The organism is [Clostridium] polysaccharolyticum, from assembly GCF_900111595.1.
Lineage (GTDB): Bacteria > Bacillota > Clostridia > Lachnospirales > Lachnospiraceae > Clostridium_AI > Clostridium_AI polysaccharolyticum.
Genome location: NZ_FOHN01000011.1, coordinates 1 through 15,815, shown reverse-complemented (window position 1 = coordinate 15,815; position 15,815 = coordinate 1). Strand labels below are relative to the sequence as shown.

14 protein-coding genes are annotated in these 15,815 nt (G+C 36.0%); 1 reads left to right on the top strand and 13 read right to left on the bottom strand.

What is annotated here, in order from left to right; translation table 11 throughout:
• Window position 1 precedes the first annotated feature (1 nt).
• From BMY85_RS08405 to BMY85_RS08350, 12 genes are all read right to left on the bottom strand, one after another.
• Complete coding sequence (locus BMY85_RS08405; RefSeq protein WP_092477834.1) at window positions 2–796, bottom strand: ABC transporter permease; 795 nt, start codon at window positions 794–796, stop codon at window positions 2–4.
• Window positions 793–1,836 (bottom strand): ABC transporter ATP-binding protein, encoded by a 1,044-nt coding sequence (locus tag BMY85_RS08400; RefSeq protein WP_092477833.1) that lies wholly within the window; start codon window positions 1,834–1,836, stop codon window positions 793–795. Before BMY85_RS08400 ends, BMY85_RS08405 begins: the two co-directional genes overlap by 4 nt.
• Before the next feature lie 56 nt (window positions 1,837–1,892).
• Window positions 1,893–2,939, bottom strand: a complete 1,047-nt coding sequence (locus tag BMY85_RS08395; protein ID WP_177180705.1) for a DegT/DnrJ/EryC1/StrS family aminotransferase — start codon at window positions 2,937–2,939, stop codon at window positions 1,893–1,895.
• Between the two features lie 122 nt (window positions 2,940–3,061).
• Entirely contained in the window at window positions 3,062–5,458 is a 2,397-nt protein-coding gene (locus BMY85_RS08390) for a GH36-type glycosyl hydrolase domain-containing protein (protein ID WP_092477831.1), read from the bottom strand.
• Between the two features lie 130 nt (window positions 5,459–5,588).
• Window positions 5,589–6,530, bottom strand: a complete 942-nt coding sequence (locus BMY85_RS08385; RefSeq protein WP_242939709.1) for an NADH:flavin oxidoreductase — start codon at window positions 6,528–6,530, stop codon at window positions 5,589–5,591.
• 29 nt (window positions 6,531–6,559) lie between these two features.
• Window positions 6,560–7,519 (bottom strand): radical SAM protein, encoded by a 960-nt coding sequence (locus BMY85_RS08380; protein WP_092477829.1) that lies wholly within the window; start codon window positions 7,517–7,519, stop codon window positions 6,560–6,562.
• Between the two features lie 34 nt (window positions 7,520–7,553).
• On the bottom strand, window positions 7,554–8,915 hold the full coding sequence (locus tag BMY85_RS08375) for a hypothetical protein (RefSeq protein WP_092477828.1): 1,362 nt from the start codon (window positions 8,913–8,915) through the stop codon (window positions 7,554–7,556).
• Between the two features lie 29 nt (window positions 8,916–8,944).
• Entirely contained in the window at window positions 8,945–10,123 is a 1,179-nt protein-coding gene (locus BMY85_RS08370) for a radical SAM protein (RefSeq protein WP_092477827.1), read from the bottom strand.
• Complete coding sequence (locus tag BMY85_RS08365; RefSeq protein WP_177180704.1) at window positions 10,123–11,433, bottom strand: B12-binding domain-containing radical SAM protein; 1,311 nt, start codon at window positions 11,431–11,433, stop codon at window positions 10,123–10,125. The genes BMY85_RS08370 and BMY85_RS08365 overlap by 1 nt, the downstream gene beginning before the upstream one ends.
• Window positions 11,434–11,466: 33 nt before the next feature.
• Window positions 11,467–12,360, bottom strand: a complete 894-nt coding sequence (locus tag BMY85_RS08360) for an NAD-dependent epimerase/dehydratase family protein (RefSeq protein WP_092477825.1) — start codon at window positions 12,358–12,360, stop codon at window positions 11,467–11,469.
• 320 nt (window positions 12,361–12,680) lie between these two features.
• Window positions 12,681–13,559 carry an Hsp33 family molecular chaperone HslO gene (gene hslO / locus BMY85_RS08355; protein WP_092477824.1) on the bottom strand — a complete coding sequence of 293 codons (879 nt, stop codon included), beginning with the start codon at window positions 13,557–13,559 and terminating at the stop codon, window positions 12,681–12,683.
• Between the two features lie 14 nt (window positions 13,560–13,573).
• Window positions 13,574–14,341, bottom strand: a complete 768-nt coding sequence (locus BMY85_RS08350) for a class I SAM-dependent DNA methyltransferase (protein WP_092477823.1) — start codon at window positions 14,339–14,341, stop codon at window positions 13,574–13,576.
• A gap of 149 nt (window positions 14,342–14,490) precedes the next feature.
• On the opposite strand from BMY85_RS08350, the gene BMY85_RS08345 reads away from it, so the two are divergent.
• Window positions 14,491–15,411: a S66 peptidase family protein gene (locus tag BMY85_RS08345; protein WP_092477822.1), complete on the top strand. Its 921-nt coding sequence runs from the start codon at window positions 14,491–14,493 to the stop codon at window positions 15,409–15,411.
• 134 nt (window positions 15,412–15,545) lie between these two features.
• Here BMY85_RS08345 and BMY85_RS08340 read toward each other — a convergent pair.
• A partial coding sequence (locus BMY85_RS08340; RefSeq protein ID WP_143066351.1) for an AMP-binding enzyme occupies window positions 15,546–15,815 on the bottom strand: 270 nt, incomplete at its 5' end.

Genomic DNA, 15,815 nt, shown 5'->3' with positions numbered 1-15,815 from the left:
ATCACCCACCATTTATTATCGTATGATTTAAGCAATGTCTGTAAAACAGCTTAGCAAGGAAATATATCCCACACGCCCAAAAGAACTGTATGCCAAGAAATTTTCCTATCTCACCTGCTGGCATTGACTTAGAAAGCATAATTGTCATTGGCGTATTGAACATTGAACTAAATGGAAGCATTTTCACTACTTCACCAATAGCCTTAGGAAAAAAAGCAATTGGAACACTCATTCCAGATAAAAGCAAGACTAATGTTTCCTTCACTAAACATACCCCCCACACTGACTGGGTATAGAAAGAAACCAGTCCAGCAATATAGTCCATATTCAAGCTAATCACATAGGACATTATTAACGAAAAACACCCTATAAGCAGTTGCGGACCAACTAAGAATTTCCCTTTGACCATGCATATTATAACTACAACAGATGGGACACCTATCATAAGCAATTTACAGATAGCAAATCCCAAAATCCTATAAAACCAGTATCTTTGCAAATCATATGGTTTTGTTAAGTCTACCGCTACATTTCCATTAATCATTGCCCCTGAAAGATCATATTCCACCCATGATTGAAAAACATAATAAATACAAGACGACAGTGCAAGATATACAAACGTACTTTCAAATTCCATAACAGAATTTACCCCCTGATTGCTTGCATATATCGCTTTCCATAAAAAATAAGTGATAATAATGTATGCTATGTTCGTAATAAACATAGCAAATAAGTGAAATCGGTTCACCAATGTTGCCATAAAAGCAACTTTACTTAATGTAAAATACTTTTTCATTTTTTCCTCCGGACACTAATATCCACATCTCCATTATATACACGCTGAAGTACACTAGCTAATTCTACATCATTAATCATCAAGTCTTTACATTTATAGACTTCCAGAATTGTCTTGATTACTTCATCAATATTGGTCAGCTCATCATTAACAACTACTTGTATCCAGCCAGCTTCCTGCTCCTGTACTTTTACATCTGGCACATTTGCCAGTGCATTGGATATACGCTCTACAGCTTGTGGAACACTTGCTAAATCTGTATCCTTCAATTTTACTTTTATTGTCTTGTATGCTCCAAAAATATGATGAAATGCTTCCGCTTCTCCATCATACAGAATTTTTCCTTTGTCTATAAGAATAATTCTGTCTGCCAGTTCCTCAATATCACCTGTATCATGAGTGGTTAAAACTACGGTTGTCTTCATTGTCTGATTTAAGTACCGGATCATACTGCGCATCCGTGCTTTAATATTCACATCAAGGCCTATGGTTGGCTCATCCAGAAAAATAATTTTCGGATTATGTAAAAATGCACCTGCTATATCGCACAGCATCCTTTGGCCTAAAGACAAGTTCCTAGTTGGAGTCATATACAATTCTTTAATATTTGCAAGTTCATCAAATATATCTATCATTTCGTTAAAATGTTTATCATCTACCTGATAAATATCTTTTAGCAGCTTAAAAGACTCTATTACCGGAAGTTCCCACCATAACTGGGTTCTCTGGCCGAATACAACACCAATTTTTTTAAGATACTCCATTTTGTCCTTCATTGGATTATATCCCATTACCGTTACATTGCCACTTGTCGGTTTTATAAGTCCAGTCATCATTTTAATTGTTGTGGATTTTCCAGCGCCATTGGATCCAATAAATCCTACAATTTCTCCTTCTTGAATAGAAAAATTAACATGGTTTACAGCAGTTAACGTTTTATAATCTCTTGAAAATAAATCTTTTACTGCCCCTTTTAATCCTTCTCTTCGGTTCAATATTTTAAATTCACGTGTCAAATCCTTTACTTCAAGTAATGTCATTTCATTCCCTCCTGCATTGAAAGCCTCTTTTCAGATATATCTTTCACGCTTAACCATTATAAAAGACCAGCAAATCTTTCTTTCATATTATCTAATGTAACACCATACATTGGAAGAAATTCTGTCTGATTTACCATTTCTATACTTCCACTATAATCCTGTTCTTTAATAATCTCTTTGTATTCCTCTAGTAAATCTGGATATTGTATTTGAATAATACTTGGAACCAGTTTAGATAAATGCATTGGATATTCATTAATTGGATGTAATACATTTACCCCTTTTCTATTGTGTTTTACCTTTAATAACAAGAAAAATGGCATATCTGAAAATACGTCCTGCTCTGCCCTAAATTGTACTTCAAAACCCATTTCTTCTGCCAGCTTGGAAAATTCTTCATATATCATTCTTCTATTAAAAAAAATTTCATCACACATGTTAAGCTGCTCGCCTAAGTATGCTGCCGCAAATGGGTTTATTCTATTGTTGCCACAAGATAAAGAAAGAAGCCTGTTTTCCTGATAATCTAATCCCCAGTCTGAAACAGCCTGTATCTTATTTGCTAATTCTTTATCCTCTGCAATAACCATACCTCCTTCTCCACAAGTAATTATTTTAGATGTCTGGAAACTAAATGTACCTATATCTCCAAACAAGCCGCATTTTTTATTCTGAAAAGATGCACCGAATACCTGTGCACAATCCTCAATTAAATATATCTTTTCTTTTCTGCAAAATGATGCAATACGTTCAATATCTCGATTCACAATACCAGAAAAATGAACCACTATACACGCTTTTGCATCTGGATATTTCTTATAAAGTCTTTCTACTTCACTTAAAGGCATTCCCCAGACATCTTGAGTACAATCCGCATATACAGGAATTAACCCTACATTTGCAACTGCTGTGGCTGTCGCAATAAAAGAAATATCTGGAATAATTACTTTACTTCCTCTTGGCAGTTCTAATGCTTTTAAAGCAACCTCTATTGCAGCGGTACCAGTAGAAACCATAGTACAATAAGATACCCCAAAAAACTCTTTCATCTTTTCTTTTACTTCATTTATAATATTGCTTTTTAATATTTCTTCTTTAAACATACTGCTCTCCCTTTCCAATTTCAGCCCAGAACAGAAAATGAAATGCAGCATAATTCCATAAAAAAAGCAATAGGACAGAAAGTGCTTCCTAGAGAAGTATTCTCTGCCCATTGCTTAAGAAATTACATAACTAGAAGAATATCATTTACATCCTTCAAATCTGTAGCTGAAACATAGTTTTTCTCTAATTTAACACCATTTAAATAGCATTCTTTGTAACCGCCTTCAGCTCCATTTTCATTTTTAACAGTAATATTTAATTTACATCCACGGAATACTTTTTCCATCGTAATTTCTTTCCATTCAGATGGAATCGCTGGTGCGATACATAATCCATCTGGATCTGGACGTAATCCTAAAATACCTTCTACACATCCTACCATTACAGTAGAAGCTGTTCCTGTCAACCAATGAACATGTGCACGTCCTTCAAATGGACTTTCTGCACTCTCAGTAAATTGTCCATGTACATATGGTTCAAGGATTCTCACATCTGCATTGTCATTCTGTGATGCAGGGGAACTCTCTTTGAAATATTCAAATGCCCTATTTCCATGTCCCATTAAGGATTCTGCCAAAATAATCCATCCCTGCGTCTGTGAGAAAACACTTCCATTCTCTTTTGTTGAAGGATTAAACAATAACGACAATGCGCCTTTAAAGGCATGCTGTTTAAAAGATGGAGCCATAACACGTACACCAAATGCTGTATTTAATTCTTCATGTACTTTTTCTAAGGCTTTCTCAGCTTGTTCCTTTGATGCAACACCACTGATAACTGCCCATGACTGAGGATTTAACCACATGCTTGCCTCTTTATCCTGTTTTGATCCGATCACTTGGCCAGCTTCTGTAAATCCACGAATATATCTGTCATCTTCCCAGCATTCTGAGTTAATGATACTGCCTAACTCATCCTGAAGATCAGATAAATATTTAACATATTCTGTATCATTCTTTTCCGTAGCAAATTCTTTTAAGATTACTAATCCATAATATAGCTGCATTGCAACAAAAGAAGATTCTCCTGCTTTACCAAGTCTTAAGCAGTCATTCCAGTCAGCATGAAGCCCTGCTGGCATCTTATGTGCGCCAAGCCTGTCTTCCGAGAACTGGATTGCTCTCTTTAAATGTTCATATACAGTTGCTTCCCCCTTGTTTGAAAATGGAATTACTTCATCTAAAAAGGATTTATTGCCTGTCTCGCTAATATATTTATAAACTGTTGGGAATAACCACAATGCATCATCTGCACGATATGCAGGATGTCCTGTCTCTTTTACATATTCCGGATCGTCAGGAGTACCTTCGTGTCCAGGATTATGATCAAATTTAACAAGTGGAAGCCCACCGCCATTATCTACCTGTGCAGATAACATAAAACGGAGCTTATCCGCTGCCTGCTCAGGATCTAAATGAATGATACCTTGAATATCCTGTACCGTATCTCTATAACCATAACCATTTCTCTCACCACAATAAACAAAAGAAGCTGCTCTTGACCACGTAAAGGTAATAAAGCATTGGTAAGCATTCCAAATATTAATCATGCTGTTAAATGCCGCATCTGGTGTCTTTACAACAAGATTCTGTAATTTTGCATGCCAGAAATCTTTTAATTCCTGTACCTCTTTGCATACAGCATCTTCTGACTGATAACGTGCAATAATTTCGTCTGCTTCTGCTTCATTCTTGCTGCCTAACAGATATGTAATCACTTTGGATTCTCCTGGCTGCAATTCAATTGCAGAATGTAAAGCTCCACAGCTATTAGAATTATAATTTAACTCATTATTGCATTTTCCATCTATAACAGCTTTTGGATCGCCATAGGAATGATATTTTCCAAAGAAAGAATCTTTATTTCCATTATAAGAGGTTACTTGTGCACCTGTCTGAGCAAAAAACCTGTTTTTTCCTGTGCTTCCATTTACAGGACTTCCCGTACAGTTTTCATTGATAGCCTGCAGGATTTTATTCTCTTTAAAATAGGTTCTTGTTATAAACAATGTATACTGCAGATTTACCTGGTCCTGATTGTAATTATCTTCATTGGAAAACTCAGCATAACCAAATGCAGACAGTTTCCTAACTCGATCAGAAGCATTGGTTATTTTCATGCTCCATACTTCATATGTTTTATTCATAGGAACATAATATAAAACTTCTGTATCAATGCCCGCATAGGATGCCTTCATGTTTGTATAGCCTGTACCATGATGGCATTCGCTCTTATATACAGATAAATCTTTTCCTACTGGCTGCCAAGATGCTGACCAGTAATCTTTTGTTTCATCATCTCTTATATAAATATATCTTCCAGGAGTATCATCTGAATTAAAATGATAACGTAAAATTCTTCCATTTGCTCCACTCTTTACAAAGCTATATCCACCAGCATTATTGGAAATAATGGCACCATACTCTGGTGATCCTAAATAATTCGCCCATGGTGCTGGGGTATCAGGTTTTGTTATAACATACTCTTTGTTTGCATCATCAAAATAACCGTAGTTCATGTTTCTTCTCCTTTTCTTTTCGGCAATACTTTTAAACTATACACATTAAGTTTACACTATTTTTAAAGGATTACAATGTGTTATTTTGAATAATTTTTGTGGTAAAAAGTACAATATTACTATGTGCTGCCTAATTCCATTTTGGCAGCTGTTCATACCAGGTTTCTATGCAGCTTTTATCACCATCATTTCCTTTTAGCATTCTTCTGGCCCAATCTGCACTTGCTACAAGAGGTCTTCCAACACCAACAAAATCTGCTTCACCTGCTTCTAAAATTTTATCTGCAGTTTTTTTTGTAATAATTTTTCCAGAGCCGATTACTGGAACACTTACTTCTTTTTTAATTGCAGAAAAGATGTCTGAAAAACACCCTTCTTCTTTTGTCTGATCTGGACACTCTGAATTCTTAGGTGAACATATGCTTCCTCCTGCGGATACATCAATGCAGTCTACTCCTTCCTCCTGAAGTAATTTTGCATAACGAATAGACATTTTTATGTCTACACCACCTTCACAGAATTCCGTTCCGCTAAACCGGAACATAAGTGGATACTCTTTACCGATAACTTCACGTATTCCTTTTACTGTCCTAAGTGCAAGTTTCACTCTGTTCTCAAATTTCCCGCCAAATTCATCTGTCCTTAAATTTGCTTTAGGTGAAAGCAATGACATAAATAGAGCATGATGTGCTCCATGAATTTCTATTCCGTCATAGCCTGCTTCTTTTACTTTTTTTGCTGACAGAATTAAATCTTGGGATATCTGTTCCAATTCTTCCTTTGTGAACTCATTGACCATTTCTCCCACACCAGAAAATATCTGTGCGATAAGCTTACAGTCGTATTGATGGCATTTTGCTACAAACCTTTTTGAAGTCTGAATAAATTCTTCACAACAAAGGTCAGCCACTCCATTCATAGTTGGAATTGGGACAATAATCATTCCTACATCTTTTGCTGCTCGTGATATATAAAAATTCTGAAATTTTTCATGGTAAAATTTATTTCCGATATAAACTGCCGGCATTACAATCCTGTTTTTTACCTTCATTGCATTTACCATACAAGGCATTTCCAGCACAATACCACCTGCTTCCTTTTTTATTTTTTATATTTTGTAACCATCGTATCTGTTACACCACCTGTACACCATTCCTTTTTGCATACATGTGGCTCTGTTGGAAATTCAAGGACTTCATCTTTGATATTACCAATTACTGGTGCATCTCCACACCAGCTTCGTTTAATATTTCCTTGCATATCAATAACCAGCAGTTCTAAACCAACATTGCACTTCCAGCCTGTCCAGGAATGGAGTTTTTCTGTAATAACCTCACCTCCTTTAATAAGTCTCTCTGAACCATCATCATAGACAAGTTTCATAAGACCACGATAGCCAATTCTTTCACGATGCAATTTCAGCTTGCTATTCAATTCTTTTGATACATCAAGCATCTTTTGTCTTTGTTCATCACTATAATCATATGGTTCTTGGAAATTTTTTGTAATTACCTGCAAATCAATTGTAATCTCGTCTGTCTCCTCATAAATTCTATAAGCCGCATCAATACATTGCTGGAAATGATCTGGATGCATCATAATGTTTACGTGGACATAAGAGGTATCCTTAATTTCATTGATTACGTCAATAAAATGATCAATATTGGTAAATTCAGAATGATAACTTAAACTTACATGCTGAAGATAATGTTTTGCTTCCTTCCAGAATTCTACCTCCCTAGAGCCGTTTGAACTGATTCCAATTTTGTTGCCAGCCTCATGCTGTGCTTTAATTAGTGTAATAAAATCTTTGTAAAGCGTTACTTCTCCACCTGTATATAAGAAATAAATCTCTTTTCCTAATTTCTTTTTGTAATGATCTACAACGCGATTAGAAAATGCAAGAATATCTTCAATTGGAACAAACTTGCAATCCCCTTTGTGCGTATCAGGAGGACAATAGGAACATCTGTAATTACATACATTGCTTACTCCCCAGTCAACTACAATAATATTTTCAATTCTTTCAAATTCATGTTTTAATGCAACTAACTCACTCATCTTTTTTTCTCCCTTCAGGTTTCCATACTTTTTTCTACTGAAACATTTTCTCTAATTGACTTTCTATATTACGTACTACTGCCGAATATTGAAATACATGATTCTTGTTTTTATATGGCGGAACAAATAAATACACTTCCTCTTTATGCGGCAAGGAAACGGATTCTTCTGGAAGAATTCTCTTCCATACTGTTCCATTTTCCCAAGTCAGGAATACTGGCATATCCAATTTATTTTGAAAACAGTCTTTTCCCTGAATTTCCTTAATACGGACTCCATATACCTGATCTATGTCTTGCCATACAAATGTAAAATCTGCGTTTTCCCAATTATCTTTTTCCTGCTGGAATGAGTATGGGAACTCTTGTATTGCTTCCTTATAAGCACTCAATGCTGGAAGTTTACAGAACTTTTCTCTAGTTCCTTTCTCCAGTCCAAGTCCACCATAATCTCTAAACTGGTATAATACAATTCCTTCCAGCCACTCAAATTCTCCCCTGGCAATTCTTTTATAGACTTTTGAAATAACCTCAGCCTGGCCATTCTCACCATCTACGTCAGAATCCGAATTAAATTCATTTATAAACAATGGCTTTGCTTTCAGATCATTGTTCCAAATCATTTTAATGTATGTTTCTTCTATAATGGTCCACCAGTTTTCCACTGTACCTGTCCAATGTCTCCAGTGTTCTCCATCATCAGGCATTTCAAAAGGCCAGCCCCAGTTTAAAGAGGCATACTTGTCAATAGACCAGTAGTCTGCTACTTGAAGTGCCTCTCTTAAAGCATCTAAATGGAGAGGCTCATTCCTTACCTGCACATCTACTACAAATGCATCCGCTGATAAATTAAATACCGTATAAATATTGGAACTTACCTGCTTTATAATATGATGACATTTTACAAAGAAATCACAGGCTTCCTTATAGGTATGCTGCGTATTATAGCGAAACCAAGTTCCATTCATTTCATGGTTAATCCTTAAATAGATTTTTCCATACCCTCGTAAAGATTCCGCAATCTTCCTGATTTCGTCTTCTGAAAGAGCAAGATCCATTGTAAGAGTAAGATGTAAATCCGCACCATATTGCTTGATTTCCTCAATCTCTCTTAAAGTACTGCTATGCTCACTCCAGATATTAAATGGATGATAATCTTCATATTCATATCCCCATGCATAATCTACATTTTCCTTTTTAGTCACTTCTGAAATTCTATGACTATCTGACCAGTTTTTTTCATTTGGATAGTAGGTCTTCATCAGCTGAACTCCATCATGAATTCGCTCAAACTGAGAAAAAATATATTTCATCGGGATATAATCACTTCGTTCACTTCCATTTGCCATGATAATCTGGTTTTTGTTCCTTTTCAGCTGAACTCTGGTTAATTTCATGCTTTTCATCCTTTCCTTTCTGCCAGAAATTAATCTGCTTTCATAGCTTCTTTTCTATATTCCATCATATTTCCCAAATCAATCATTGGATCATCGAAGATAGGATCACGTAACACTTCTAAAAATTCCTTATATTCAGGATTGTATTGTTTCCATATGGCATTTCTTTCATATTCCTCAATTGACCAGGACCACCAGTTATTAAGCAAGTTAAAGATAAATAAATCAACGCCCAGTTCTTTTCCAATTTTTATAGCATCAACCATTTCTTTATAATTTTTCCTCTGTACTACGAAAGCTAGCATAAGACGGTTAATCTTTTTTTCCTTACGAAGTCCAGATAAAAATCTAATATTCGAGAGCAGCCGTTCATAATCTCCATTTACTCGGATTTGACTATACGTTTCTGCACATGCTGCATCTATGGAAATAATGACTTCATTTACATTTCCATGTATTTTCTCCATCTTCTCCCATGCTTCTGGTGTAAAAAGAACCCCATTTGACTGGATATTAATATCCAGATTTGGATATTGTGTTCCATCAAATGTGAATAAAAAGTCTGAAAAAATTTTAGATATAAACGGCTCTCCTGAACCAGTAACATTCAAACGTCCAATACAATCCATTCCATTATCCATAAGTTCGTTAATTACTTTCTTATGAATTTCATATCTTTTCTCATATTCTTCCCCCTCTACATATACACGGCTGTGGCTTCTGCAGCTAGGGCATTTCAGATTGCAGGTTTCATCATATGCCAGATTATAATTCGCAGGTGGAATATCTACTTTTGTCTTACCATCTAATATGTACTGAATCCATGGCTTATGCTTCTCAACACGATCTCTGCGTACTCCAGTCAGTTTCTCTGGATGTTCCAGTTCTTCCCTTGTAAACAGATAATAATTTTCATTGCTGTAAAAAGGACACTGATGCCAGTCACAATACGAATAAGAACCATCCAGTATGCTTTCTCGGATCTTTTGTGTCGTTTCACTATTCCAGATATCTTTAATGGTTTTATCTTTTAACTCTCCAATCCAAGCGGGCATCCATGATTCACTGCAGCAGCGTACTCCACAATTGCTATGTATATCTACATTGGTGAAAGGCTGCAGACAGTATTTCCCTTTCATATTTTTTTCGGATTTGATGGTCCCTTTATTGCTTTCAAACCCTCTAACCTTAATCTTATCCTTTTGCATCACTGAAATACCTCCTCTTGTGTTGCATGTTCATATATCTCCTGATATTTTTCCTTTTGACTATAATGATGATAGTATGCATGTTCAAAACCTTGTGATTTAATGTTTTGAATTAAGGTAAACTGATTTACTACATACTGAAGCTGGTCATGAGTCAAGTTTTTACATGCTTGTATTTTCATTGTGTTTTCAAATTTTCTGAACATATCTGGACTTAATTCTTCCTTTAAAGTCATGCATGGATCATAAATTGAAAACTTCGCAAATGTAGTGTTTAATTTCATAGAATGTTCAAATGTTTTCGCAATAGAATCCCAAGTATCCTCTGGAAAACCTACTATATAGAATCCGCCAGTCTGTACCCCTTTTTCATTTAAGTAATCAATTAACTGGACTGTCCGATTTTCCGCACCATTTTTTCTTCCCATATTTTCAAGTATTTCATCCGATGCTGACTCTATTCCAAAGAAAATTCCTCTTAACCCTGCCTTAACCATTAAATCAACCAGCTCTTCATCTAAAGATTCTATTCTAGTCTCACAAGTCCATAAAATCTCTAAATCCTGCTCTATGATTCTTTCACAAAGTTCCTGGACTCTTTCTCTTTTCGCAGTAAAATACTGATCACGAAATACAATTCTGTTAGTCCCCATTTCCAGTATGCTATGTATATCTTCCATAACATGATCAATGGAACGAAACTCAATCTGCTTCCCATAAAATGATGCATAAGGGCAATATTTGCAACGAAAGCTGCAGCCTCTGCTGGTAGCCAGCGAAACTCTTAAATTCCCATAGTCATCCAGAAAATTCTGATAACGTGTCAAGTTATAATCGGGAGCAGGAAATTCATCTAAATGTAATGCTTCTGCATCTGGATTCAAAAGTTTATGTACATAATCTTCAATTGGCACTGTAGCGATTTCATCAATCTCTGTTGCATTATTTTGCACCCATTTTTTTAAAAGCTTTGCCGCATGTCCCCCCAATACAACTTTTGCATTTTTATATTTCCTTTTTAACCGCTTTGCAAATTCTATATCATATTCAATTGTCGGCAATGCTGCTTTTAAAATAATAACATCATAGGATTTTCCCATTCTTGCCTCAGCATCACTAGGTTTTAGCTTCTCTGTATTTGCATCAATAAAATCCAGTTCTGCACTTTTATTTTGTTGTGCAATCGTTGCAGCCCAAATTAAAGATAAGTCAGGATAAACATGCGCCATATATTCACAAACGCCTAAATCCCCATGCATATCACCATTTATGCTTATTCCATAATAAGGTCTAAATAATAATATTTTCACTTCATACACCCTTTCCTGTTTCATACAACCATATTACATATTTGCAATAAATTGAATATGCTCTTTCACTTTTTCTCTAGATTCAAAACCAATTCCAAAATCTCGCAATGCAGCTGATGAATCGTATATACATGCTCCTTTCTTCCACCCAAGGTCTTTGAGCTTTATTACACTTTTTGAATGCAAAAGTTCAATAGCATACTTGGCCACCTCTGACCATGTAATGTATTCTTTCCCAGCAGCAATATAAATCTTTTTATTTTCAGAAGATTCTAAAACTGCTAAATAAAGTTTTGCAAGCTCTTTCGCCCATATAAATTGCGTGCCATCATTCTTTATAAGTTCAATAGGCTTTCCTTGTTTTGCCGCTGCTACTATATCTCGGAATCTTGAATCAGGCTCCATAGGAGCATCTGAAAACAATGGATTTCCAAACGTATATGCAGGACGCAGGATATTACATTGAATTTGATTGGAATTAGCTATTGCAAAGAGATATGCTTCTGCTGCTGCTTTCGCCGCACCATACAAATCAGTTGGAACTGAATGCGAAAATTCATCCATATGATTTCTAACCTGTCCAATAGCTGCTGTAGATGACGTATAGATAATATGCTTTACTCCTAGCTTAGCTGCCTTCTCAAATACGTACACTGCTGATCTAGTATCCATTTCGAGCATTTTTGTCGGAGTTTCTCCCATGCACAAAGCAATGTGTATACACGCATCCATTCCTTTGAGTCCTTCCATGATAACATTTTCTTCTTCCAAAGTTCCCTTTAGGATTCTTATTTTGTCATTCTGTAAAAAAGCTTCAATCTTGCTTGTGTTCCTAGCTAGTAATGTAACATAATGTCCTCGTTTTACTAACTCATCAACTACATATGAACCAATGAACCCTGTTCCCCCTGTAATAAAAACATTCATCTTTAAGTTTTCTCCTTCTTATATGCAATTATATTAACAGTTTGTACATTTTTTATTATACTACCTTGCTTGACGCCGAGTCAAATAAAAACATATTTTTTATTTTTATGTATTATACAAGAATTTTTTTATATATTAAGTAATAATTTAGAAATTTTAACTTCGTCAATTTTTGACATAATTAGCATTTTAATATTCAAACCAAAAAGATAAATAAAAAAACTGCCATCCGTTTTTCAACGGATGGCAGTTTTTTTCATTCTCATAAATACTGTATTATGATCCATCTTTAATTCATTTAGATGTGGAATTTTTTTCTATTACCTGCTTCTCCTGATAATATCCTTAAGTTCTTCCACTGAAAAATGATAATTCTCGTTACAGAAATGACAGTTCACCTCAATTGACTCTCCATCATCAATCATTTCCTGAATTTCCTTCTTGCCAATACTTACAATAGCCCTTTCCACTCTTTCCTTGGTACAGTTACAAAAAAACCTGGTTTCTGTCTTCTCCATTATCTCAACACCAAACTCACCAAGAACTTCTTCCAGAATCATTTCTGGAGTCATATCCCGATCCAGTAAAGCGGTAACCGAAGTAATAGAATTAATCTTGGCTTCCAGTTTATCAATAACTTCTTCGTCTGCAAATGGCATCAGCTGAATAATAAATCCACCAGCTTGTCTTACTGTATTTTCTTTATTCATTAATACGCCAAGGGCTACTGCAGAAGGAACCTGTTCACTTTCTGCAAAGTAATTGGTCAAATCTTCTGCAATTTCACCAGATACTAAATGTGTCTGGCCTACATATGGCTCTTTTAAACCCATATCTTTAATTACACTTAAAACACCTAGATTTAATGCTGCACCTACATCCAGCTTGCCTTGTGCACTTGGTGGAAGCATGACTTCAGGATTATTTACATATCCCTTTACATTTCCGTGGGAATCTGCTGTTACCGTTAATCCCTGAATTGGTCCACTGCACTTAATCTGAAGTGTTAATAAATCCTTATCTCCCTTTTGCATAGCTCCCATCATAGCCCCACCTGTAAGCAGACGTCCTAATGCTGCTGTTGCCACCGGGCTTGTATTATGAGCTGCTCTTGCATGTTCTACTAATTCTCTTGTAGTAGCAGCAAATGCACGAATCTGGTTATTGGCTGCTGTTGCTCTTACGATATAATCTCCCATTGTCATTCACCTTTCTAGACATATAATTTATTTTCCTGCCATTGTTCTTTCGCAATGATATATACACGTTCGCTGTCTGCTTTTGGAGGCTCCTTTGTAAATGCATCATATGCCGCTACAAACCTCATTCCAGCCTTCTCTAATAACTCCTGTATCCTTTCCACAGAATACGCTCTTTGAAGATGTGTCTCCTGATAACGGTGGAATACTTCTTCTTCTGGATCCTTGATGAAAAGAGTCAGCTGGTATTCATTTACCTCTTCTTCCGGGTAATAGTAATTTTCCCAGATAAAACTGCTTTTTTCCCTTGTTTCTGCAATGGTATTTTCACCCAAAATTTTCTCATACTTATATTTTGTATTTAAATCAAAAATGAATACGCCATCTTTCTCTAAATAGTTATTGACAAGACGAAATACTTTTACCAATTCGTCTTCTTCCAAAATATAATTCATGCTGTCACAGATACTGACCGCTGCTTTTATTGTTCCATAAAGTTCAAATTCCCTCATATCCTGCAATAAGTATAGAATAGAATCCTCTTTATTCTTTGCCATAGCAATGGAAAGCATTTCTTCTGCGTTATCAATTCCGATCATATCATAACCAGAACGTGCAAGAATTTCTGTTACATTTCCAGTCCCACAGCCAAGATCTGCAACAAGACCATCTTCTACCCCATATTCCTTTAACAGTCCAGTCAGGTAACGGCACCATTCTTCATAGGGTATGTTGTCCATAAATAAATCATAAACTTCCGCAAATCCTGTATATGCTTCCATGAAAACCCTCTTTTCTATTTGGAATTTCAAATTTTATTCTGAATAGCATTCTATCATAAGCCATTGCATTTGTCGAATGAATAATCAAATTTCACTTCTATCTATATTTTTCTTTACATAGATATATAAAAAACGGTGGATGGTGTTTTATGCAATTTCCTTTACCTCTTCATATTGGTGATACAATTGGTTTAATCGCTCCAAGCTCTCCTGTTAAAAGAGAACAGCTTGTTCAATGCATAGATGCCATTGATGCTCTTGGTTACCTGCCTGTCCTTGGCGAAAGTGCCAAAAGGAATCTTCATGGCTATCTTGCCGGCTGCGACCAGATCCGTGCCAGCGATATCAATCAGATGTTTGCTGACCCCTCTATCCATGCTATTTTCTGTCTACGTGGAGGCTACGGCAGTACCCGTATCATGGAACTGCTAGATTATAATACAATCGCCCAGAATCCTAAAATTTTTGTAGGATATAGTGACATAACTTCCTTTCACCTTGCTTTTCATTCTCTTTGTAACCTTGTTACCTTCCACGGCCCGATGGTTTCGTCTAATATGACAGAACACTTTGATTATTACTCCCGTTCCAGTTTGGAGCGCACTTTGCAGATGCCTCCCTTTCATATCTTTCACAATCCAGAAGGCTATTATTATAAAACAATTGTTCCTGGTATTGCAACTGGCCAAATCCTTGGTGGCTGCCTCTCACTTGTGAGCCCTTCCATCGGAACCTTCTACCAGCCAGATTTTTCTGATTCCATTCTATTCTTAGAGGACATAGATGAATCCATTCCTCGATGCGATAAGCTGATGTATCACTTAAAAAATGCTGGTATCTTCTCAAAAGTAAACGGTGTAATTCTTGGCAGCTTTTTAAATTGCACCAATCCAGCCGATCCAGACTATACCATATATGATTTCTTCTGCGACTTTTTTAAAGATTTTGAAAAGCCAGTGCTTTGGGGACTTCAGTCTGGCCATGAAAAACCTATGGGAACCATTCCTCTTGGAGAAATCTGTATCATGAACACCTATACGAACCGAGTAGTTTTTGAACGACATAATTAATTTGGAGCTATAAGGCAAAAGAAAGAGGAAGTCCACTCCATGGTATCTTCCTCTTCTTTCACACTTTACATTTCAATCTTATTACTTGGTATGTGTTTATCAAATCAACGAACTTCTAATACATTCTATCTCTATTATGCCATGCGGCTCATAGCTTCCTGATCGCTAAGCATTTCTACTAATTTTCTCTTTAGGATCTTTCCTGTGCTTGTCATTGGGAATTCTTCTACCATGTATACGTATTTTGGCATTTTGAATTTTGGCAGGCACTGGCTGATGTATTCCATAACTTCTTCTTTGATATAGTTTGCTCCCGGCTTCATTTGGATAAATGCTGCAATTTCCTCACCTAACACTTTATCAGGTGCGCCAACTACTGCTACGTCATGAACCATTGCATAGGT

Excerpts from the sequence above, each read along its gene's own strand:
- BMY85_RS08395 (WP_177180705.1), bottom strand. The coding sequence starts at position 2,939 with ATGTTTAAAGAAGAAATATTAAAAAGCAATATTATAAATGAAGTAAAA.
- BMY85_RS08350 (WP_092477823.1), bottom strand. The coding sequence starts at position 14,341 with ATGGAAGCATATACAGGATTTGCGGAAGTTTATGATTTATTTATGGAC.
- BMY85_RS08380 (WP_092477829.1), bottom strand. The coding sequence starts at position 7,519 with ATGAGTGAGTTAGTTGCATTAAAACATGAATTTGAAAGAATTGAAAAT.
- BMY85_RS08375 (WP_092477828.1), bottom strand. The coding sequence starts at position 8,915 with ATGAAATTAACCAGAGTTCAGCTGAAAAGGAACAAAAACCAGATTATC.
- BMY85_RS08390 (WP_092477831.1), bottom strand. The coding sequence starts at position 5,458 with ATGAACTACGGTTATTTTGATGATGCAAACAAAGAGTATGTTATAACA.
- BMY85_RS08345 (WP_092477822.1), top strand. The coding sequence starts at position 14,491 with ATGCAATTTCCTTTACCTCTTCATATTGGTGATACAATTGGTTTAATC.
- BMY85_RS08400 (WP_092477833.1), bottom strand. The coding sequence starts at position 1,836 with ATGACATTACTTGAAGTAAAGGATTTGACACGTGAATTTAAAATATTG.
- BMY85_RS08370 (WP_092477827.1), bottom strand. The coding sequence starts at position 10,123 with ATGCAAAAGGATAAGATTAAGGTTAGAGGGTTTGAAAGCAATAAAGGG.
- BMY85_RS08385 (WP_242939709.1), bottom strand. The coding sequence starts at position 6,530 with ATGCCTTGTATGGTAAATGCAATGAAGGTAAAAAACAGGATTGTAATG.
- BMY85_RS08405 (WP_092477834.1), bottom strand. The coding sequence starts at position 796 with ATGAAAAAGTATTTTACATTAAGTAAAGTTGCTTTTATGGCAACATTG.
- BMY85_RS08360 (WP_092477825.1), bottom strand. The coding sequence starts at position 12,360 with ATGAATGTTTTTATTACAGGGGGAACAGGGTTCATTGGTTCATATGTA.
- hslO (WP_092477824.1), bottom strand. The coding sequence starts at position 13,559 with ATGGGAGATTATATCGTAAGAGCAACAGCAGCCAATAACCAGATTCGT.